General features: G+C 61.7%; 19 protein-coding genes. 11 read left to right on the top strand and 8 right to left on the bottom strand.

All coding sequences use genetic code 11. From position 1 onward, the window contains the following. Window positions 1–63: 63 nt before the first annotated feature. Together ABTW55_RS23705 and ABTW55_RS23700 are read right to left on the bottom strand one after the other, a co-directional pair. The gene (locus ABTW55_RS23705; protein ID WP_049196972.1) at window positions 64–1,944 is read right to left on the bottom strand and encodes a diguanylate cyclase domain-containing protein; all 1,881 of its coding nucleotides are present in this window, start codon (window positions 1,942–1,944) and stop codon (window positions 64–66) included. A 102-nt stretch (window positions 1,945–2,046) separates the two neighbouring features. Then, complete coding sequence (locus ABTW55_RS23700; protein ID WP_060421049.1) at window positions 2,047–2,490, bottom strand: MerR family transcriptional regulator; 444 nt, start codon at window positions 2,488–2,490, stop codon at window positions 2,047–2,049. A gap of 71 nt (window positions 2,491–2,561) precedes the next feature. Here ABTW55_RS23700 and ABTW55_RS23695 point away from each other — a divergent pair, with 71 nt between their 5' ends. The 11 genes from ABTW55_RS23695 to pqqF all read left to right on the top strand — a co-directional run bounded on the left by ABTW55_RS23695 (window position 2,562) and on the right by pqqF (window position 15,062). Further along, on the top strand, window positions 2,562–3,782 hold the full coding sequence (locus tag ABTW55_RS23695; RefSeq protein WP_047567488.1) for an NADH:flavin oxidoreductase/NADH oxidase family protein: 1,221 nt from the start codon (window positions 2,562–2,564) through the stop codon (window positions 3,780–3,782). 506 nt (window positions 3,783–4,288) lie between these two features. Then, a complete protein-coding gene (locus ABTW55_RS23690; RefSeq protein WP_072265007.1) occupies window positions 4,289–5,671 on the top strand; it encodes a diaminobutyrate--2-oxoglutarate transaminase in 1,383 nt (460 codons plus the stop codon). 18 nt (window positions 5,672–5,689) lie between these two features. Beyond that, complete coding sequence (locus ABTW55_RS23685; protein ID WP_033638493.1) at window positions 5,690–7,159, top strand: aspartate aminotransferase family protein; 1,470 nt, start codon at window positions 5,690–5,692, stop codon at window positions 7,157–7,159. Between the two features lie 140 nt (window positions 7,160–7,299). Next, the gene (locus ABTW55_RS23680; RefSeq protein WP_060421042.1) at window positions 7,300–8,223 is read left to right on the top strand and encodes a LysR family transcriptional regulator; all 924 of its coding nucleotides are present in this window, start codon (window positions 7,300–7,302) and stop codon (window positions 8,221–8,223) included. A gap of 135 nt (window positions 8,224–8,358) precedes the next feature. After that, the gene (locus ABTW55_RS23675; RefSeq protein WP_033653175.1) at window positions 8,359–9,408 is read left to right on the top strand and encodes a dipeptidase; all 1,050 of its coding nucleotides are present in this window, start codon (window positions 8,359–8,361) and stop codon (window positions 9,406–9,408) included. 117 nt (window positions 9,409–9,525) lie between these two features. Further along, on the top strand, window positions 9,526–9,603 hold the full coding sequence (gene pqqA / locus ABTW55_RS23670) for a pyrroloquinoline quinone precursor peptide PqqA (RefSeq protein ID WP_004937827.1): 78 nt from the start codon (window positions 9,526–9,528) through the stop codon (window positions 9,601–9,603). Between the two features lie 57 nt (window positions 9,604–9,660). After that, a complete protein-coding gene (pqqB, locus tag ABTW55_RS23665) occupies window positions 9,661–10,572 on the top strand; it encodes a pyrroloquinoline quinone biosynthesis protein PqqB (protein WP_033653177.1) in 912 nt (303 codons plus the stop codon). A 9-nt stretch (window positions 10,573–10,581) separates the two neighbouring features. Next, window positions 10,582–11,337, top strand: a complete 756-nt coding sequence (gene pqqC, locus ABTW55_RS23660; protein ID WP_060421039.1) for a pyrroloquinoline-quinone synthase PqqC — start codon at window positions 10,582–10,584, stop codon at window positions 11,335–11,337. Further along, a complete protein-coding gene (gene pqqD / locus ABTW55_RS23655) occupies window positions 11,337–11,615 on the top strand; it encodes a pyrroloquinoline quinone biosynthesis peptide chaperone PqqD (RefSeq protein WP_033653178.1) in 279 nt (92 codons plus the stop codon). The genes pqqC and pqqD overlap by 1 nt, the downstream gene beginning before the upstream one ends. Next, on the top strand, window positions 11,608–12,744 hold the full coding sequence (gene pqqE, locus ABTW55_RS23650; protein WP_060421037.1) for a pyrroloquinoline quinone biosynthesis protein PqqE: 1,137 nt from the start codon (window positions 11,608–11,610) through the stop codon (window positions 12,742–12,744). The genes pqqD and pqqE overlap by 8 nt, the downstream gene beginning before the upstream one ends. A 2-nt stretch (window positions 12,745–12,746) precedes the next feature. Beyond that, on the top strand, window positions 12,747–15,062 hold the full coding sequence (gene pqqF / locus ABTW55_RS23645; protein ID WP_060421035.1) for a pyrroloquinoline quinone biosynthesis protein PqqF: 2,316 nt from the start codon (window positions 12,747–12,749) through the stop codon (window positions 15,060–15,062). 448 nt (window positions 15,063–15,510) lie between these two features. Here the strand turns inward: pqqF and ABTW55_RS23640 are convergent, their stop codons facing one another. The 6 genes from ABTW55_RS23640 to ABTW55_RS23615 form a co-directional block, all read right to left on the bottom strand. Continuing rightward, window positions 15,511–16,896, bottom strand: a complete 1,386-nt coding sequence (locus ABTW55_RS23640) for a cytosine permease (protein ID WP_047567500.1) — start codon at window positions 16,894–16,896, stop codon at window positions 15,511–15,513. Between the two features lie 162 nt (window positions 16,897–17,058). Then, window positions 17,059–18,525, bottom strand: a complete 1,467-nt coding sequence (locus tag ABTW55_RS23635) for an aldehyde dehydrogenase (RefSeq protein WP_033655043.1) — start codon at window positions 18,523–18,525, stop codon at window positions 17,059–17,061. A gap of 11 nt (window positions 18,526–18,536) precedes the next feature. Continuing rightward, entirely contained in the window at window positions 18,537–19,574 is a 1,038-nt protein-coding gene (locus ABTW55_RS23630; RefSeq protein ID WP_033648300.1) for an LLM class flavin-dependent oxidoreductase, read from the bottom strand. Between the two features lie 19 nt (window positions 19,575–19,593). Next, entirely contained in the window at window positions 19,594–20,523 is a 930-nt protein-coding gene (locus tag ABTW55_RS23625) for a flavin reductase family protein (protein WP_060421033.1), read from the bottom strand. Then, the gene (locus tag ABTW55_RS23620; RefSeq protein ID WP_060421030.1) at window positions 20,510–21,337 is read right to left on the bottom strand and encodes an alpha/beta fold hydrolase; all 828 of its coding nucleotides are present in this window, start codon (window positions 21,335–21,337) and stop codon (window positions 20,510–20,512) included. The genes ABTW55_RS23625 and ABTW55_RS23620 overlap by 14 nt, the downstream gene beginning before the upstream one ends. Beyond that, window positions 21,309–21,911 carry an amino acid synthesis family protein gene (locus ABTW55_RS23615; RefSeq protein ID WP_041035081.1) on the bottom strand — a complete coding sequence of 201 codons (603 nt, stop codon included), beginning with the start codon at window positions 21,909–21,911 and terminating at the stop codon, window positions 21,309–21,311. Before ABTW55_RS23615 ends, ABTW55_RS23620 begins: the two co-directional genes overlap by 29 nt. Window positions 21,912–21,953: the final 42 nt, after the last annotated feature.

Here is a 21,953-nt window from a genome sequence, read left to right as displayed (position 1 = left end):
TCCGGAGTTCTGCTCACAGGAAAAGAAAAAACAGCTTACCCTGACACCGCCGCGGTTGCACGCTCACAGCTCGCAGATGGCGTAAGTGCCCTTTCCGGCCGATTTCGCCTGATACATCGCGCCGTCGGCGCGGGTCAGCAGCATCTCCTCCGTCACATCGCCGCGTGGGGAAATGGCCGCGCCGATGCTGGCGGAAAGCCGTACCTTCTGCGGCCCGATCTGCGTAATTGTGGCCAGTTGCGCCAACACGTTTTCGCAAAACTCGCTGACCTCGCGCCGCGGATCCGTCAACGGCCACAGGATCACCGTGAACTCGTCACCGGCCAGACGCGAGACGCTGTGGCGCTCGCCGGCGCAGGCGCTGAGCAACGTGGCGAAGGTTTTCAGGATCGCGTCGCCGAAATCATGGCCATAGCTGTCGTTAAGGGTTTTGAAGCCGTCGAGATCGATAAACAGCAGCGCCATCTGCCGCTGATGGCAACAGGCCTGCAGCGTGCCCGACAACCGGCACAGAAACGCGCGGCGGTTGGTCAATCCGGTCAGCATGTCGTGGGTCGCGTCATATTCCAGCCGCTGCTGCAGCCGCTTCAGTTCGGTGATGTCCATGGCGAGAATGTAAAAGCCCTGCGCTTCGCACGGCACCAGCGTGGTGTGGATCATCAGCAGCCCCTGCCGGGTCTGCAGCTCATTCTCAAAACTCACCATTTCGCCCGCGAGTGCCCGTTCGATCATCGGCTTTGCTATCCGATAAACGCTTTCCCCCATGAAATCGCGCACCGTCATCCCCCTGAGGCTGGACTCCTCCAGACCGAACCAGGTTTTGTAGGCGCTGTTGGCGAACAGGTAGCGTTCATTGCCGTCGATCTGGCTGATTAAGGCCGGCATGTTGTCGGTAATGGCGCGCAGACGCTCCTTCTCCGCACTGAGCTGATATTCGGCGAGCACGCGGGTTTCAATCTCTTCGTTGAGTTTTTTGACCACCACGTTCAGCTCCCGCGTGCGGGTTTCGACGCGTTCCTCCAGCTCATGCTGCAACGCGAACAGATCGGCCTCGGCCGCCTTGCGCTCGCTGATATCGACGATAACCGAGATGAAATGGTCCGGTTTGCCGTTCGGCAAGCGATTGAGCGCCACCGTCAGCTGCACCCAAACGATCGAGCCGTCGGCGCGGAAATAGCGTTTTTCCATCGAGTAGGTGCTGATTTCATTTTTCAACAGCTGCTGCAGCTTTTCCAGGTCGGTATTGAGATCGAGCGGATAGGTAATGTCCTGGAAGGTGCGATCCATCAGTTCGCGTTCGGAATAGTGCAGCATTTCGCAGATGCGCGGGTTCACCCGCAGCCAATACCCCTGCAGCGAAACCAGCGCCATCCCTACCGCCGCCTGGGCGAAGGTCTGTTCGAACAGGGCCTCCGTGCGCTGCAGGTCGGACTTCAGGTTTTCGGTATAGACGTGGCGCTCAATACTTTGCAGATACTCCTCCACCACGGCGGCGAAATCATGCAGATCGGCCAGTTGTTCCGGGGAAAACGGCTGCGGGTGGCTGTCGATAATGCACAGGGTGCCGAGCGGCAGCCCGTCGAGCGACAGCAGTGGCTGCCCGACGTAGAAACCGATCCTCGGCCCGCCGATCACCAGCGGATTATCGAAAAAGCGCGGGTCGTTGGCGGTATCGGGCACCACCAGCGCTTCGCGTTGCAAGATCGCATGGCCGCAAAACGAGATATTGCGCGGCGTTTCCCGGGCATCCAGACCGTAGCGCGATAAAAACCATTGGCGATCCCGGTCGATCAGCGACACCAGCGCAATGGTCACGCCGAAGTATTTCGCCGCCAGCCGCGTGATGCGATCCAGTTTTTCCACCGAGTTTGAATCCAGCACGTTCAGCGAATTCAATACCGACAGGCGTTCGGCTTCGTTTTCGGGGAAGCAGGGTTCGAGCATGTTGTCTCCCATTGTGTCACCCACGGTTCCGGCGCAGCCAGCCGGCGTGAGTCCGTTCGCCCTATCCGTCGGTAGCGACAAATATCCTTGTCCATCATAGACTCACTCAGTATCAATCCGATTGCGCATTCTCGCCAGCTTTGCCGGCCGGGCCGGCGATGCGTCGGCCTGTTTTTCGCCCTTGGTTTGGCACAGCCCGGCGACACCGGACGCCAATAAGGTCAGCCGGGTCGTCAGCAAGGTTTCTCGTTGCTCATTCAGCGTGGCCATCATCAGCTCGATCTCCGCCAGCCGTTCATCGACGCCGCGTATCAACCCATCCTCATAAGCGCTGCCCTGCAGCGCCAGCACGCGTTGGATCGCCTGCAGCGAAAAACCCAGATTCTGGCCGATTTGGATCAGGTGCAAACGCTCCAGCGCGCTGTCGCCGTACACCCGATAGCCGTTGACGCCGCGCACCGGTTTCGGCAACAACCCCAACTGCTCGTAGTAGCGTATCGCCGAGGCGGCCATGCCGGCGCGCTGCGCCAATTCTCCGATCTTCATGCCCTATTGACCTTAAAGTTAACTTTAAACCTAGTATAGCGCCATTCCCCGTACGACAGGAGCGCAAACCGATGTTTACCCCACTGACACTGCCCAACGGCAGCCGTTTATCCAACCGTCTGGCCAAGGCGGCGATGGAAGAAAATCTGGCCGCCCCGGGCCAATTGCCCGGCCCGGCGCTATGGCGCTTATACCGCTACTGGGCCGAAGGCGGCGCCGGCTTGATCATCACTGGCAACGTGATGATCGACGGCCGCGCCATGACCGGCCCCGGCGGCGTGGTGCTGGAACAGGACACGCCGCTCGCCCCGTTCGAAACCTGGGCCAAGGCCGCGCGCCAGGGCGGCGCGCAGGTGTGGATGCAGCTTAACCACCCGGGCCGGCAGGTGATGGCGAACATGGGCGGTAACGCGTGGGCGCCCTCCGCCATCCCGCTGGCGATGGGCAAGCACAGCAAGCTGTTCGCCCAGCCGCGGGCGATGGATGAAGCGCAGATCGCCGAGGTGATCGCGCGCTTCGCCGCCAGCGCGCACGCCGCCGAACAGGCCGGTTTTACCGGCGTGGAGATCCACGCGGCGCACGGCTATCTGATTTCCCAGTTTCTCTCGCCGCTGACCAACCAGCGCAACGATCGCTGGGGCGGCGAGTTGGCGAACCGCGCCCGGTTGCTGCTGGAGGTAGTGCGTGCGGTGCGCGAGCGCGTCTCGCCGGAATTTTGCGTGGCGGTCAAACTGAACTCCGCCGATTTCCAGCGCGGCGGTTTTTCATCGGACGATGCCCGCCAAGTGGTGCTGATGTTGAACGAGTTGCCGGTCGATCTGATCGAACTGTCCGGCGGCAGCTACGAAAGCCCGGCGATGCAAGGCGACACGGCGGACGGCCGCACTCTGGCGCGCGAAGCCTATTTTCTGACCTTCGCCCGCGATCTTGCCGCCGTCGCGCGCATGCCGGTGATGACCACCGGCGGCATCGCCCGCCCGTCGGTGGCGCAGCGGGTGCTGGACAGCGGCGTCGCGGTCGTCGGCATCGCTACCGCCATGGCGGAAGTGCCCGATCTGCCGCGGCGCTGGCAAACCGGCGCGGCCCCCCATGCGCTGCCTGCCCCGGTCACCTGGCGCAGCAAGGTGATGGCGTCGCTCGCCCGCATGGCGTTGGTCAAGCGCCGGATGCGCGCGTTGAGTGACGATCGGCCGCGCAATGTGCGCTACTCACCGCTGTTCACGCTGGTCGTCGATCAGTGGCGTACCCGCCGTATCCTGCAGCGTTACCACGCCTGGTTACAGCAACGTTAATGACCGCGGCGCCGGCAAACACGCCGGCGGCCGCACAAAAATCCCGCTTTTTTGATCGCGCTACGTAAAATCTGCAAGAAATCACCGCTCTGGATACTGCGCTTTTAACGCTCGGCTGCTTATATTCATCACAAATTTTGTGTATATAACCGCTTTAGGACTTAAGGTGGTGAATAGATGAAAATAAGCCGCTATTTTCTATTTATGTTATTAATCGGAAATTCACCTTAATAATAAATGCATTAAAGAAGCAGCCAAAGGAAAGCAGAAAAGCATTTTTACGCAATGTTAAAGAAATGTTGTTTTTTGCCGGCAAAACCAACGGTCAACAAATCAACAACATATTGATGAGCCTAAGAAAAAACTAAACAATTCAAAACAAAATCGGCTATTGAGTCCCAGGCGAAAAAGCCATATATTGGTCGCGCTTTTCACAAGGCAGTTATTTTTCTAATTCATTAATTCAATCGTTGCGTCTTGAGACCTTCGGTTGTAGGAGAGATATGATGACGGATAAAGTCCGTATTGATACTTTAGTTGCAAACTCATTAAACGGAAACAATGAAACCTATTTGGCGCGCCAAGCCGAATTTGAGTCGAATGTTAGGAGTTATCCGCGCAAATTGCCGTTGGCAATTGCGAAAGCCCAGGGCGTTTGGATCACTGATGTTGAGAATAATCAATATCTTGATTGCCTGGCCGGGGCGGGAACGTTGGCTCTTGGACATAATCACCCCGACGTCCTGCAAAGCATCCAAAATGTCATTACCAGCGGCTTGCCGTTACATACTCTCGATCTCACGACCCCGTTAAAAGATCGTTTCTCCGATTACCTGCTCTCTCTGTTGCCGGGCGAAGGCAAAGAATATTGCCTGCAGTTCTGCGGCCCGTCCGGCGCCGATGCGGTGGAAGCCGCGCTGAAGCTGGCGAAAAAGCACACCGGCCGTTCCGGCGTGATCAGCTTCTCCGGCGGCTATCACGGCATGACCCACGGCGCGCTGTCGGTCACCGGCAACCTGTCGCCGAAGGCGGCGATCAACGGCATGATGCCGGAAGTGCAGTTCATGCCTTACCCGCATGAATACCGCTGCCCGCTGGGCATCGGCGGCGAAGCCGGCGTCAAGGCGCTGACCTACTACTTCGACAACCTGATCAACGACGTGGAAAGCGGCGTGCGCAAACCGGCGGCGGTGATCCTGGAAGCCGTTCAGGGCGAAGGCGGCGTTAACCCGGCGCCGGCCGAGTGGCTGCAGCGCATCCGCAAAGTGACGCAGGAGCATGGCATTCTGCTGATCATCGACGAAGTTCAGGCCGGTTTCGCCCGTACGGGCAAGCTGTTCGCCTTCGAACACGCGGGCATCGAGCCGGACATCATCGTGATGTCGAAAGCGGTCGGCGGCGGCTTGCCGCTCGCGGTGCTGGGCATCAAGAAAGAGTTCGACGCCTGGGAACCGGGTCACCACACCGGCACCTTCCGCGGCAACCAGCTGGCGATGGCCACCGGCCTGACCACCCTGCAATACCTGAAAGAGCACAAGGTCGCCGACAAAGTGGCCGCGCAGGGCGAATGGCTGAAAGGCAAACTGGCCGAGCTGCAGAAACGGTATCCGGTGATCGGGCACGTCCGCGGCCTGGGCCTGATGATCGGCATCGAGGTCGTCAAGCCGAACGAAGCGCAGGATCACATGGGCTGCTACCCGGCCGATGGCGAGCTGTCCGCGTTGCTGCAGAAAAAGTGCTTCGAATCCGGTTTGATCCTGGAGCGCGGCGGGCGCAATGGCTGCGTGCTGCGTCTGTTGCCTTCCCTGCTGATCACCAACGATGAGCTGGGTATTTTCCTCGATAAATTTGAGCAGGCGCTGTTGGCCGCCGGCGTCAAGCCAGTCTGATTGGAGCGAATGACCGCGATGTCCAAGTTAAACCCGATTCTGGCTTCCTCGGCGCACAGCGCCGAGGCTTACCGCCAGGCGATCGCGCAGAGCAGTGAAGCCGTCGTGCAGTGGCTGCAACAGCCCGAGATGTATCAGGGCAAAAGCGTGGCCGAACTGCGCGAGCGCATCAAGCTCGACTTCACCCCGCAAGGCCTGGGCAACCAGGCGGCGATCGATCGCGCCATCGAGTACTTTTTGAAAGACAGCCTGTCGGTGCACCACCCGCAGTGCGTGGCGCACCTGCACTGCCCGAGCCTGGTGATAAGCCAGGCCGCCGAAGTGCTGATCAACGCCACCAACCAGAGCATGGATTCCTGGGATCAGAGCCCGTCGGCCACGCTGATCGAAATGAAGCTGATCGAATGGCTGCGCGCCCAGGTTGGTTACCAGCCCGGCGACGCCGGGGTGTTCACCAGCGGCGGCACCCAGAGCAACCTGATGGGGCTGATGCTGGCGCGCGATGCATTCTTCGCGCGTCAGGGCCACTCCGTGCAGCAGGACGGCCTGGTGGGCGATCTGCGCAAGCTGAAGGTGTTCTGTTCTGAAAATGCCCACTTCTCGGTGCAGAAGAACATGGCGCTGATGGGCCTCGGCTATCAATCCGTCACCCTGGTGAAAACCGACCGCTTCGCCCGCATGGACGTGAACGATCTGGCGGAAAAACTGGCGCAGGCCAAGGCCAACGGCGAGCAGGTGATGGCGATTGTCGCCACCGCCGGCACCACCGACGCCGGTGCCATTGACCCGCTGCGCGACATCGCGCGGCTGGCGGCGCAGCAGCAGATTTGGGTACACGTGGATGCGGCCTGGGGCGGCGCGCTGCTGCTTTCCGAGCAGTACCGCGACTACCTGGACGGCCTGGAACTGGTGGACTCCATTACCCTGGACTTCCACAAGCAGTTCTTCCAGACCATCAGCTGCGGCGCCTTCCTGCTGAAAGACGAGCGTCACTATGAGCTGATGCGCTATCAGGCGGCCTACCTGAACTCCGAGTTCGACGAAGCGCAAGGCGTGCCGAACCTGGTGTCCAAGTCGCTGCAGACCACCCGCCGCTTCGATGCGTTGAAGCTGTGGATGGGGCTGGAGGCGCTGGGGCAGAAGCAATACGCCGAGATCATCGATCATGGCGTGACGCTGGCGCAACAGGTAGCGCGTTACATCGCCGATCAGGAATCGCTGGAACTGGTGATGCAGCCGCAGCTGGCCAGCGTGCTGTTCCGCTACCGTCCGGCGCAGCTGGCGGCGAACGGCGACGCGGCCGTCGCCTTGTTCAACCAGCGCATCGGCGACGCCCTGCTGGAATCGGGCCGCGCCAACGTCGGCGTGACCGAGTTCGATGGCGTAACCTGCCTGAAGATGACGCTGCTGAACCCGATCGTGACGCTGGAAGACATCAAGCTGTTGCTGGCGCTGGTCGAGAAAACCGCGCAGCAGCTGCCGGCGTAACGTCGCGCAGTCTGCCACTCAAGCCGATAACTTGCGTTATCGGCTTTTTTATTGCTCATCAGATCGCAGGAGGCGCAGCGTTTACGCTGATATACTGCATCAAACGCCTTCTCTCTTGCCAGCCCACAGGATATGCACGCATGACCGACCCTGATTTCAACCTGTTGATCGCGCTCGATGCCCTGCTGACGGCGGGCAGCGTCGTCGGCGCCGCACGGCGTCTCGGTTTAAGCGCTTCGGCGATGAGCCGCACCCTCAGCCGATTGCGCGCGGCCACCGGCGATCCCCTGCTGGTGCGCGCCGGCCGTCATATGGTGCTGACGCCCTATGCCGTAACGCTGCGCGAGCGGACGCGAAATACGGCATTCGAAGCCCGTGTGTTGCTGCGCCCGGCGCAGGGAGCATTAGATCCCGCCGAGCTGGATCGTACCTTCACGCTGCGTGCCAACGACGGCTTCGTCGAAGCCTTCGGCCCGGCGCTGATCGCCGCCGCTGCCGAACAGGCGCCGCGGGTGCGGCTGCGCTTTGCGCCCAAGCCGGAGAAAAGCGACCGCCCGCTGCGTGAAGGGCTGGTCGATCTGGAGATAGGCGTGCTGGGTGACATGGGCCCGGAAATCCGCCTGCAGGCGCTGTTCCGCGATCGCTTCGTCGGCGTGATGAGAACCTCGCACCCGCTTGCGCAGCAGCCGGAGATCGGCGCCGCCGACTACGCCGCCTGCGGCCACGTGGTGGCCTCGCGCAGCGGGCGCATTCTCGGGCCGGTAGACGCCGCGCTGGCGGAGCTGGGGCTGACGCGCCAGATTGCCGCCGTGGTGCCGAGTTTTCCGGCCGCGCTGGCGGTGGCGCAGGCCTCGAACCTGCTGGCGCTGTTGCCCGCCTCCTTCCTGCACGCTCAACCGGCCGACGGCCCGCTGCGCGTCTTTGAGCTGCCGGTGAAAACGCCGCCTATCACCGTGTCGCAAATGTGGCACCCGCGCCTGGACGCCGAGGCGGATCACCGCTGGCTGCGGCAATTGGTGCTGTCGGTCTGTCGCCAGCGCGTGCAGGAACCGTTTCGCGAATAGTGACAATGTCACTAGATTTGCATTACTGACGTCGAGTGATCCAGCCAACGGCAAAGCCCCCATACCCTGAGGGTTGTTCCCCCTCGCGCGATGGGAGAACATAGCGTTCACGATGCCTGACTCAGTGAAACGCTCATGACGCTTCCCCCTCTCTGGCCGGTATTCGACGGCCATAACGACCTGCTGCTCAACCTGTGGCTGCAGCACGACGACGATCCGGCCGCCGCCTTCTATTCCCGCGTCACGCCGGGCCACCTCGATTTCTCCCGCATGCGGCGCGGCGGATTTTTCGGCGGACTGTTCGCGGTATTTATTCCCCCGGTCAGCTATATCGCCCAGATGCGCAACCAAACGCAGGACGAGGCACAGGCCGCCTTCGATCCGCTGGCGATCGCCGAACGGCAGATCGCCATCCTGCAGCAGTTGGAGCAGGCTTCTCAGGGGCGGCTGCGCATCTGCCGCACCGCCACCGAGATAGAACAGTGCCGCCTCAACCGGCAAATTGCCGCGGTGCTGCATATCGAAGGTGCCGGCATGATCGACGCGGAGCTGACGCAGCTGGAGGCCTTCTACCGGCTGGGCGTGCGCAGCATCGGGCCATTCTGGAATCTGCCGAACGCCTTCGGCACCGGCGTCAGCGGGCCGTTCCCGGGCTCACCCGATACCGGCCCCGGCCTGACGCCGGCCGGCGAGGCGCTGATCCGCGCCTGCAACCGCCGCCGCATCATGATCGACGTCTCGCACATGAACGAGAAAACCTTCTGGCAAACCGCCGCGCTGAGCAACGCGCCGCTGGTCGCCACCCACTCCAACGCCCACGCCCTCTGCCCCCAGCCGCGCAACCTGACCGACGCACAGCTGGGCGCCATCGCCCAGAGCGGCGGGATGGTCGGCGTCAATTTCGGCACCGCCTTCCTGCGTGCGGACGGTAAACGTGACAGTGCAACAACCGGCTTAACAGAAATTGTTAAACACGTTGAGTATTTGATCGCTAAACTTGGTGAAGATCGCGTGGGATTTGGCTCTGATTTTGACGGGGTCAACGTACCGCAACCGCTGGAGGACGCCGCTGGCCTGCCGCGCCTGACGCAAGCGCTGGCGCAGGCCGGGTTCGATAACCGGTTGCTGGAGAAGCTGACCTGGCGCAACTGGCTGAACGCGCTCACCGCCGCCTGGGGTGAATAACCCGGTTACGCTTTAAAGGTTGCGATCTCCGTCACATTTCGCCAACATTGGGCCGGCCGAATGCGAACGTTTCTCATTGGGTTCGACTTATTACGATGCATGCAAAGGAGCACCGCTATGACTACCTGGACTAAACCTGAGTTTGTTGATCTGCGTCTGGGGCTGGAAGTGACGCTGTACATTTCCAACCGTTAATCGCCCGTCTGCCCGCCTTTCGCGCGGGCATTTCTTTCCTTCTTTTCTGGTTTAGACATGCAGATAAAAGTTCTCGGCTCGGCGGCGGGCGGCGGCTTTCCCCAGTGGAATTGCAACTGCGACAACTGTCGGGGCGTTCGCGACCACAGCATCAGCGCCACGCGCCGCACGCAGTCCTCCATCGCCGTCAGCGACGACGGTAAAAACTGGGTGCTGTGCAACGTTTCCCCGGACATTTGCCATCAGCTGCTGGCCTCGCCCGAATTGAATAATCCCGAGGTGCTGCGCGGCACCGGCATCGGCGCGATCGTGTTGACCGACAGCCAGATCGATCACAGCGCGGGCTTGCTCAATTTGCGCGAGGGCTGCCCGCATCACGTCTGGTGCACCCCTGAAGTGCATGACGATCTCAGCACCGGTTTCCCGGTATTTCCCATGCTCTCACACTGGAACGGCGGCCTGATTCACCACCCGGTGACGCCCGGCGAGCCGTTCCGCACGATGGTCTGCCCGAACGTGCGCTTTACCGCCATTCCGCTGCTCAGCAACGCGCCGCCCTATTCGCCGTTCCGCGATCGCCCGATGCCGGGCCACAACGTGGCGCTGTTTATCGAAGATACCGCGCGCGGGGTGGCGCTGCTGTACGCGCCGGGCCTGGGTGAGCCGGACGAGGCGCTGCTGCCGTGGCTGCGCCGCGCGGACTGCCTGCTGATCGACGGCACGCTGTGGCGCGACAACGAGCTGGCCAACGCCGGCGTGGGCCGCAATACCGGCAAGGACATGGGGCATCTGGCGCTGGCGGAAGAACACGGGCTGGCGGCCCTGCTCGCCACCTTGCCCGCCAGGCGTAAGATCCTGATCCACATAAACAATACCAACCCTATCCTCAATGAAGACTCGGTAGAGCGGCAAAGCCTGACCGCCGCCGGCATTGAAGTGAGCTGGGACGGCATGAATATCGAACTGTAGGGAACCGCCATGACGCAACCACCGCCCCTGACTCCGCCGGCATTTGAAGCGGCGCTGCGCGCCAAAGGCGCTTATTACCATATTCACCACCCGTACCACATCGCGATGCACATCGGCGAAGCGACCCGCGAACAGATCCAGGGCTGGGTGGCCAACCGGTTCTACTACCAGACCAGCATTCCGATCAAAGACGCGGCGATCATGGCCAACTGCCCACAGCCGGAAACCCGCCGCAAATGGGTGCAGCGCATCCTGGATCACGATGGCTACGGCGGCAGCGAAGGCGGCATCGAAGCCTGGCTGCGCCTGGGCGAAGCCGTCGGGCTGCAGCGCGACGCCCTGCTCTCTGAAGAATTGGTGCTGCCGGGCGTGCGCTTCGCGGTGGACGCCTACGTCAATTTCGCGCGCCGCGCCTGCTGGCAGGAAGCGGCCTGCAGCTCGCTGACCGAACTGTTCGCGCCGCAAATCCACCAATCGCGCCTCGACAGCTGGCCGCAGCACTACCCGTGGATCGACGCCGCCGGCTACGACTATTTCCGCAGCCGCCTCGGCCAGGCCAACCGCGATGTGGAACACGGCCTGGCGCTGGCGCTGGACTATTGCGACACCGTAGAAAAACAGCAGCGCATGCTGGAGATCCTGCAGTTCAAGCTGGACATTCTGTGGAGCATGCTGGATGCCATGAGCATGGCCTATACCCTGAACCGCCCGCCTTACCACAGCGTGACCGCCGCGCGGGTATGGCACAACCAGAGGCTGGTGTAATGACGCTGAACCCTGAACACACCCCCGTCTTCCGCCGCGGCTATCGCCTGCAATGGGAGCAAGTGCAAAACAGCCACGTGATCCTCTACCCGGAAGGCATGGCCAAGCTGAACGACAGCGCCGCCGCCATCTTGCAACTGGTCGACGGCCACACCACGCTGAACGGCATCATCGCCCTGTTGAGCGCCCGCTTCCCCGGCGCCGAAGGGCTGGCGGAAGACGTGCTGGAGTTTTTCCAGCGCGCCTACGAACAAAAATGGGTGACCTTCCGTGACTGAAGCGCGCGCGCCGGCGGTGAACCCGCCGCTCTGGCTGCTGGCGGAGCTGACCTACCGCTGCCCGCTGCAGTGTCCGTATTGCTCCAACCCGCTCGATTTCGCCGCGCAGGAAAAAGAGCTGACCACCGCGCAGTGGATCGAGGTGTTTCGCCAGGCGCGGGCGATGGGCAGCGTGCAGCTCGGTTTTTCCGGCGGCGAGCCGCTGGTGCGTAAAGACCTGCCCGAGCTGATCGCCGCCGCGCGCGAGCTCGGCTTTTACACCAACCTGATCACCTCCGGCATCGGCCTGACCGAGAAGAAGCTGCAGACCTTCGCCGACGCCGGGCTGGATCATATCCAGATCAGTTTTCAGGCCAGCGATGAAACGCTGAACGCCGCGCTGGCGGGCTCCGCCAAGGCGTTTCAGCAGAAGCTGGCCATGGCCAGGGCGGTCAAGGCGCTCGGCTATCCGATGGTGCTCAACTTCGTGCTGCATCGCCATAATATCGGCCAGATCGACCGCATTATCGAACTGGCTATCCAGCTGGACGCCGACGACGTCGAGCTGGCGACCTGCCAGTTCTACGGCTGGGCGCACCTCAACCGCGAGGGCCTGCTGCCGACCCGCGAGCAGATCGCCGACGCGGAAGCGGTGGTGAAACGCTACCGCGAACGCATGGCCAACGACGGCAAGCTGGCCAACCTGCTGTTCGTCACGCCGGACTACTACGAGGAGCGCCCCAAAGGCTGCATGGGCGGCTGGGGCGCCATCTTCATGAGCGTGACGCCGGAAGGCATGGCGTTACCCTGTCACAGCGCCCGTCAGTTACCGATCGCCTTCCCGTCGGTGCTGGAGCACGATCTGCAGCATATCTGGTACCACTCGTTCGGCTTTAACCGCTATCGCGGCTATGACTGGATGCCGGAGCCGTGCCGTTCCTGCTCGGAGAAAGAGCAAGACTACGGCGGCTGCCGCTGCCAGGCGTTCATGCTGACCGGCAACGCCGACAACGCCGACCCGGTGTGCGGCAAATCGCCCCACCACGGCACCATTCTGGCGGCGCGGGAAGCGGCGAATCGCTCGCAGATCGGTATCGATCAGCTGCGTTTTCGCAATCAGGCCAACTCCCGTCTGATCTTCAAGGGTTGACGATGACACCCGCCGCCGCCTCGTGGCAGCTCGACAACGGTTTGGCCGTCAAGGCGATAAGCGATCCTGCCGCCGCGGGCGCCGCCGCGCTGGTGCGCATTGAAGCGGGCAGTTTTCAGGCGCCCGTCGCCTGGCCGGGCCTGGCGCATCTGCTGGAGCATATGTTGTTTCGCGGCAGCGCGAACTACGGCGTGCAAGATGGTCTGATGGCCTGGGTCGCCTCGGTGGGAGGCCGGCTGAACGCCACCACCCAGGCCACGCAAACCGCCTTCTTCTTCGAAGTAAGCGCAGACCATTTGGCGCCGGGGCTGGCGCGGCTGAGCGATATGCTCGCCGCCCCGCAGCTGGCGGCCGAGGCGATCGCTCAGGAGATTGAGGTCATCGACGCTGAATATCGCCTGCTGCGCGCCGATGTGGAAACCCGCTGCGAAGCCGCGCAGCGACAGATGTTCAGCGGCCTCGACGCAATGCATCGCTTTCATATCGGCAGCCGCGCCGCCTTCGGCAGCGATATTTCCGCGTTGCAGCTGGCGCTGCGGCAGTTTCATCAGCGCTATTTTCGCGCGCCAAACCTGACGCTGTGGCTGCAAGGCCCGCAATCGCTGGCGCAGCTGCATGCGCTGGCCCAGCGCTACGGCAGCCGGCTGCCGGCGGGCAACGGCTCACCGCACGAGAGCTCACCGCCGCTGACCGCTGCGGAAGATTACACCCTGACGCTGCCCGGCACGCCGCAGCTGAGACTGGTGTTTGCCCTGCCGCGCTCCCATCCGCGCGGCTGGCTACGGCGGCTGGAGCGCCTGCTGCTGGACGAAGCCCCCGGCGGGCTGCTGGCCCGGCTGCGCGCTCAGGCGTGGTGCGATGCCGTTCGGCTCGATTATTCGCGCTGCAGCGAGAACAACGCGCTGCTGAGTTTTATCTTTACCGTCAATCACGGTTCAGCCGCTGAGGCTGCCTGCATCGAAAGCGCCCTGCTGGCGTGGCTGCAGGCGCTGCAGGTGCTGACACCGGCCCAGCTTGCGCATTACGAGCGGCTGGCAAATCGCGATTTCCACCGTTTGGCGCCGCTCGACCAACTGCGTGCCAGAGCGTTTGGGCTGCCGCCGGCGGAGCCGAACGACGATTGGCCACGGCATATTGCGGCGTTGATTAGCGCGCCGCGCCGTCGCCTGGCCGTGCGGCCCGAAGGCGGCGGTGAAACCCGTGAAATTCAAGGGCTGCCGCTGGCGCTTGGCCCCTTCGCCGGCGCCGCGCTGACGGCTACGGCTGAACCCTTCCGCTTTTTCTCCTCCTCGGCGGCGCTGCCGCCCCCGACATTGCCTGCCGGCCTGGCGCCGCTGCGGCATCTGCGCCCCGACGAAGCGCAGCCGGTGCTGCTGCTGCGGCCGACGCCGTCCAGCCCCTTCAGTGATGCACAGGCCTACGGCTTACAGGCGGCGCTGCGCGCCGGGGCGGCAGAGCTGGCGCATAGGGAAGGACATTTAAGCTTCGAACGCCACCAGGGCGCGTGGCTGCTGCAGCTGGCGGGCAGCCACGCGCTGCTTTGCCACGGGATGAGCGAGGTGAACCGGGCGCTGGCGGCGTTGCCGTCGGCCATTCTCAACGAGGCGGCGAGAAACCTGCGCCATACGCAGTTGCAAGAGCAAAACGACATCGCCATTCGTCGCCTGCTGGCCCAATTGCCCGCGGCGCTCAGCGCGCCGACAGCAACAACGGTGCAGTGGCATGCCACCTTAGTCGGCGGCGATGGCGAGTTAAAACGGCAGCTGTCGCACCTGCTGTACGACTTCCCCTATCCCGTGGCCGCCGAGCCGCCGCTGCCGATATATCAGCATCATCGCCCCGTCACGTTGACGGAAAGCGGCGCCGAACACGCCTTGCTGCAGTTTTACCCGCTGCCGAACGGCGAAGCCGAAGGCCGTTGGGCGCTGCGCGTGCTGGCCCAGCTTTACGCGCCGCGCTATTTTCAGCGGTTGCGCGTGGATCGCAACGTGGGCTACGTGGTGCAATGCGCCTTCCACCGCTGCGCCGATGCCGAAGGCCTGCTGTTCGCGCTGCAATCCCCAACGTTCAACGTTGAACAGCTGCGGCAGTTAACCGACGAATTCTTACTGCAAATGCGTCATGAGCTGGCGCACGTGGGCGCAAACGAGCTGGCGCAAACGCAACAGGCGCTGCGGCAAAGCGCGCAGCGCCTCAGCGCCGAGCCATTGCAACGCGCACGCGAAATCGCCCTGGAAAATCACGCAATCATTGCCGCCGAGCCCATGACATTGACGCAACTGGCCTATTGGCAGCAGCGGCTATTCGCCGCAGGCTGATGTTGCGTCGGAGCCAACCCGACGCAATATAAACGTAGCGAAACAACTGATAACCGGGGGGAGATATATCTCAATAATCGTGTTCCCTCCTGTAAGAATTACATCGGGAAATCATTTGAATAACAGCATGTTGATTAATCGCCTGACCGACTTCTTCCTTTTCCTTTTATGGCAGGCATATATTCTTCGCTTTTTCATTCTTTTAAACTCATAAGCTAGCGATATATAAAACACCATGAGCAGCAACATTAATATAACAATCATAAGTTAGCCCAAATCCATTTAGCCATTTCATATGATTATTATCTAATTTAATAAATTAAAAAATTAGAAACATCCTGTTCTAAAAATTACTTTATCATATCACTCAAACCGGTCTTTTATGCTGGCCGGGATGCAGGAGAATTATAATTGCACCGCCCAGTTAGCCCGTCGCGAACAACACAAATTATAATTGCACCGCCCAGTTAGCCCGTCGCGAACAACACAATGGGTAGGCGATGCCGGTCAGCACCATGCTGATCACCCAGGAAATGTCTGCGCCCGGGATCAGATTGGCGTAAGGGCCGGAGAAGAATGCGTTCTCGACGAAAGGCACCTGCACCGCAATACCGCCGAAATAAACGCCGAGCGCGCGGGTGTTGAGCAGGCCGTAGCGCCCGCCGTCGGCGCTGAAAATGGCCGAAATGTCATAGCGTTGGCGGTTAAGCAGGTAAAAATCAATCAGGTTGATCATGCACCAGGGGATCAGCACCGAAATCAAGGCAAAAATCAGGTTCAGGAACAGATGAACGAAGTTGGCCGAGGCAACCAGCGCCACCCACACAGCCCCCAGCAAAATCAGCGCCGAGAACAGCGTGCGTATACGCGCATTCGGCATCCACTGCGGTAAGAAGGTTTGTACCGCAGTGATGAGTGAAAGCACCGCGCCGTACAAATTCATCGAGTTATGGCAGATGATGTTGATCAGAAACAGCACCATCAGCACCGGCCCCAGCCCTCCCGTCGCCTGGCGCACCGCCTCCATGGCATCGTCGCTGCCGGCGACCAGATTGACCGCCACCACGCCGAACACGAAGGCCAAAATGGTGCCGCTGCAGGCGCCCAGGTAGGTATACAGGAAGGGTTTGGCAATGCCGACTTCCGCCGGCAGGTAACGCGAATAGTCTGACGTGTAGGGCGAGAAGCTGATTTGCCAGACGGCGCCGATGCAGAACGTGGCGAACCAACCGGCAATGCTGAACGATCCCCGCTGCCAAAAATCCGCCGGCAGCGGTTGAGAAAACATCAATACCAATCCGAGAATCAGCGCGCTGCCCATCACCCAGGCGCCGATTTTGTTGATCTTGTGGATGAAACGGTATCCCACCACCCCGATCAACGTTGCCAACACCGCGCCAATCACCGTCGCCACGCCCATGTTCAATGACGGGATGACGTTATGGATGACCTTGCCGGAAAGCGTGATGTTGGAAATAAAGAACCCCAGATAGATCACCGTGGCGAACACGATCACCAACAGCGAGCCGTAGCGGCCAAACTGCGCCCGGCTCTGCACCATTTGCGGTATTCCGACCTGTGGCCCCTGGGCAGAGGTCAGCGCCAGAAAAATACCGCCGAACAGGTGGCCGGCGATAATCGCGCTCAGCGCCGAGAGAATATCGAGATGAAACGTTTGTGTGGAGATGGCCCCGGTCACCACCGCCAGCGGCGCAATATTGGTGCAAAACCACAGGGTAAACAGGCTGCGGGCATGGCCATGACGCTCCCCGGCGGGAACAAAATCGATCGACTTGTCTTCAATAAACGCGGTCTGCTCTGGCTGAGAGTTCATATATCCCCCGGTTAACGTGGATTATTATTTTTTACAGCGTGTTAGGGTGCGAATAGGTCGAAAAAAGCGTGCGTCTGCCCCGGCGACATTGCGGTCGCCTGTATCAATGCGATGAAAACGGGGCTGCCGGCGCGACCTGAGATCGCGCCTGATTGCGCTGACTCAGCGCATGACAAAGGGATCGTCTATCGGATCGTCGCTGGTGCGCAGCCACACCGTCTTGCTGGTGGTGTATTCCAGCGCGGCGTCAATCCCGCCCTCGCGGCCAAACCCCGACTGGCCGTAGCCGCCAAACGGCGCCAGTGGCGATACCGCTCGATAGGTATTCAGCCACACCACCCCCACCCGCAGGCGACGGGTCACCCGATGCGCGCGCGTCAGGTTCTGCGTGAAAATGCCGGCCGCCAGGCCATAGGCAGAATCATTGGCAAGCTGAATAGCCTCCGCTTCGTCCCTGAAGGTCAACACCGACAGCACCGGGCCGAACAGCTCTTGCTTCACGCACTCGGCGTCGGGTTGTGCGCTGCAATCGACAATCGTCGGCGGGTAGTAAAAGCCCGGTGAGTCGATCGCCGCGTGGCCAATCACCAGTTTTGCCCCCTGCTCCAGCGAACGGCTGACGATGGCGGCGATCCGCTCTTGCTGCTGCCTGGTGCAAAGCGGCCCGAACTGGGTGTCCGGGCGATCCGGCGGCCCGATGCGGATGCTGCGCACCTTCTCCGTCAGCCGGGCCAAAAACGCGTCCTTGATGCTTTCCGCCACCAGCAGGCGCGAGCCGGCTACGCAGCTCTGGCCCGACGCGGCGAAAATGGCCGCCACCTGCGCATTCGCCGCGCTGGTCAGATCCGCATCATCGAAAACGATAAACGGCGATTTTCCGCCCAGCTCCAGCGAGGTGCTGGCGAGGTTTTCCGCACTGCCGCGAACGATGTGCTTCGCGGTTTCCGCGCCGCCGGTAAAGGCGATGTGGTCTACCTGCGGATGCGCCGTCAGCACCGCACCGCATTCGGCGGCAAAACCGGTGATCACATTGCATACGCCGCGTGGAAAACCGGCCTCGTCTATCAGTCTGGCGAACGCCAGCAGCGGCGCCGGCGCGGTTTCCGCCGCTTTGACCACCAGCGTGCAGCCGGCGGCGATCGCCGGGCCGATTTTCACCGCCGCAAGAAACAGCTGGCTGTTCCAGGGCACGATCGCCGCCACCACCCCAATCGGTTCGCGACGTACCCAGGTTTCCATGTCGGCTTTGTCGATCGCCAGCACGCTGCCTTCCATCTTGTCGGCCAGGCCGGCGTAGTACCGGTAGTATTCCGCCACATAAGCGATCTGCGCCTGGGTTTCCCGGATGATCTTGCCGGTATCCAACGTTTCCAGCCGCGCCAGCTCGGGGGCGTGCTGCTCCAGCAAGTCGGCCAGCCGCAACAACAGCTTGCCGCGCGCGCCGGCGGTCATATCGCGCCACTCGGCCCCCTGGAAAGCCCGGTGCGCCGCCGCAACGGCGCGATCCACATCCTGCGCGCGGGCTTCCGCCACCTGCGCCCAGGGTTCGCCGCTCGCCGGGTTGATCGAGTCGAAGGTGGCCGAACCGGCGTCAAACCGGCCATCGATGTAGAGTTTGAACGATTCCATCAGCGCCTCCGTCAGTGAAATTCCGGCATCACGCAGCGAATGAACCGCTCCAGAGAGGCCTTTTTACGCGCAAAGCTCATGCCGCTGTCGATCCACAACGCAAACTCGTCATACCCCAGCGCCTCATATTTTTTCAGCCGCGTAATGACCTCATTGGCGGTGCCGATAGCCAGGTTGGTGCGCATCATCTCGGCGGAGTAATAGGTATTGGCGGCGATCTCTTCGTCGCTCAGCGGCTGAATCAGCCCTTGCCGCACCGGCCGCTGGTTCTTGAACCAGGCGCCGAAGTAGTGGTAGAAACGGTTGAGCTCTTCCGCCGCCAGGCGGGCGTCCGCCTCATCTTCCGCTACGTAGCCATGCTGCAACAGCATGATCTTCAGCGGCTGCTCGGCGGCGAAGCGTGCACGCGCCTCGTTGAAACAGGTCACCAGCCGCACGATCTCCTCTTCCCCTTGATGCAGCGGCGTAACCTGAACGTTGCAGCCGTTTTGCACCGCAAATTCGTGGCTGTTGGGATCGCGCGCCGCCACCCAAATCGGCGGATGCGGCTGCTGTTTCGGCAGCGGCGACGAGGTGGTCGCCGGGAACGACCAGTATTCCCCCTGATGGGCATAGTCGCCCTGCCACAGTTTTTTCACCGCCGGGATCAACTCGCGCATGCGCTGCCCGGCATCCCAGGCGGTCAAACCGGGCATCAGCCGTTCGTATTCATAGGAATAGGCGCCGCGCGCGATGCCTAGCTCCAGCCTGCCGCCGGTGATGATGTCGGTCATCGCCGCCTCGCCCGCCAGACGGATCGGGTGATTGAACGGCGCAATGATGGTGCCGGTGCCGAGCCGCACCCGCGAGGTGCGCCGGGCAATGTCCGCCAGATTGATGAACGGATTCGGCGCAATGGTGAAATTCATGCCGTGGTGCTCGCCGGTCCAGATGGCGTGCATGCCGCCGCGATCGGCGATTTCACACAGCTCGATCATCTCCTGGTAGAGCTTTTCCTGCGGTTCGTCGGGTAACGTTCGTTCCATATGCACGAATAAAGACAGTTTCATCACACTCTCCCGTTCAGCCTCAACCGGCGAATTGCTTGATGGCACCGCTGTGCTCATCGCCATAGTAGATACCGTAATTGCCCACGGCGTTTTCTTTGACGAACCGGCCCAGCATCGATCGCAGCGCCGGATCCTTGATCGGCAGCCGCGCCAGCGTCGGCATGTCGAACCATTCCGCCGCGCCCAGCTGCGGCGTCAGGCTGCCGGCGTCGGTCGGCAGCGCGCACAGAAAAACGATGTGTTGCTGGTGCTTTTGGCGGTCGTCATAGACGGAATAGACGAAGCCCGGATGGGCATTAATGCCCAGCTGTTGCAGCAGCTCCCCCAACGTTTCGCTGACGCTGCGTTTCTCCACCGCGCTGGACGGCAGTTGATAGCCGCCGTCATTTTGCCGCACCATCACGGCGTGCCCTTCAAACTCGATCAACGCGCTTACCACCACCTGCGGCCCGCCAATCAGCGACTGCGCGTTTTGATAAGGCGTGAAATAAGCGCCGCGGTAATACCCCAGACCGGCGGTGGCGTTGGACTCGAACCCTTCGACCTTGCCGATCAGAATGGCATGGTCGCCGGCGTCCACCACCTGATGCAGCGAGCAGTCGAACCAGGCCGAACTGTTATCGATCAGCGGCACCCGTGACGCGCTCCAGCGCCAATCGATCTGCGCAAAGCGGTCTTCGTTCTTTTGCGCAAAAATGGTTGAAGCCTCTTTTTGCTGTTCCGCCAGAATATTGATGGCGAAATGGCTGCACTGGGTAAAATGCGCCAGATTCGCCGAACGTTTATCGATGCTCACCAACAGCAGCGCCGGATCCAGCGACACCGACGAAAACGAATTGGCGGTGAAGCCAATCGGCTTCCCCTGCTTGTCTACCGAGGTCACAATGGTGACGCCGGTCATAAAGGCACCGAAAGCGTCGCGCAACTGCCTGCGTTTATCCGCGTCCATTTGCCGCTCCTAAAGTCAAAGGTTGCTCTGAGGTCAGAAAATCGAGCATCAGCGCGTTGACGCGTTGCGCATCGGTCAGACTGACCATGTGTTTGGCGTTCTCAATGATTACCGCGCGCCCGTTCGGTGCGGCCTGCGCCATTTGCCGCGCCATCTCCGGGCTGGAGTTGGCGTCGTGCTCGCCGGTCAGCACCAACACCGGGCAGCGGATAAGGTGCCAACGCTGGGCATACACCCGATCGCCGGTAGCAAACGCCTGATAGGCGCGGGCGTAGCCCGATATGTCCACCTGTTGCAACCAGCCGCCCACCTGCCGGCGCAGACGCTGTTCGGCGGGATCGGCGCCAAACCACCGGCTCAGCGGCGAGTCGAGCTGCGTCTGGCCGCTGGCCAACGCGCTGGCGCGTTGCGCGACCGCGGCGCTGGCCTTTGCTGAGCGCTGAAACACGCCGCTCATCACCACCGCGCGATTGACCCGCTCCGGATAATCGATCGCCAGACCGGCGGTGATCAACGCCCCCATCGAGTGCCCCGCCACCGCAGCGCTCGGCGCGCCCAGGGTATTTAAGAAGGCCGCTATCCAGCGCACGTAATCCTCCAGCGTCGCGGCGTGGGCGAAGCCTTCGCTTTCTCCGTGGCCCGGCATATCGACGGCGATGACCCGAAAGTGCGCGCTGAGCGCATCGAGCTGGGGATACCAGGCCTCCGCGTTCATGCCTACGCCGTGGATCAATACCAGCGGCTCGCCACGCCCGGCCTCCAAATACCCCACCCGCAAAGCGGGTTCAGACAGCTGCCGGATTGTTCTGATCATGGCCCAGCTCTTTCAGATCCAGATAACGGTTGCCGATGCGGTGGTGCGGCCGCCCCCCCAGCGCCGCGCCCAGTGCGATGACGATTTCATCGTCGAAGGGCGCGTCGTTGATGTTGAACTGAAATGTCAGGTAGTGCTCGCGGCTGCCTTCGTCGTTTTTCCCCATCATCGGGATCAGGATCGGCGCGTTGGCCGGCCCGCGGGTATTGTTGAACGCCAGATAGCTCTTGCCGTTGACCGCCGAACGGTAGTGGTTGCCGAAATGCAGCGTGTGGATCAGCGCCGAGGCATGTTCCAACTCGCCGCCCAGCCCCACCACCGCGCTTTTGCCGAAGGCTTCCACCCGCTCGCCGGAGCCGGCTTCTTTGAGGATCAAACCGGTCAGCAACTCGCCCAGCACCGGCGCCATTTCTCGAATCTTTGGCGCCAGATCCTCGACAAAGCCTTGCCCGGCCCAGGGGTTTTTAATCACCGCCGCCGCCGCGATCATCACCAGCGGTTTACTCGCCGATTTGCCGCCGTCGGCGTAGAGGGTTTCTGTGGAAACCAGGGTCTTGCGGATGTCTTGATGCATAAGGGACCTCGAAAAGTAAATCAAATGTTAATCAGATGTCGC

Source organism: Serratia sp. SM04 (assembly GCF_040280225.1).
GTDB lineage: Bacteria > Pseudomonadota > Gammaproteobacteria > Enterobacterales > Enterobacteriaceae > Serratia > Serratia sarumanii.
The sequence above is the reverse complement of the archived record's forward strand: the minus strand, read 5'-3'. Positions and strand labels throughout refer to the sequence as shown.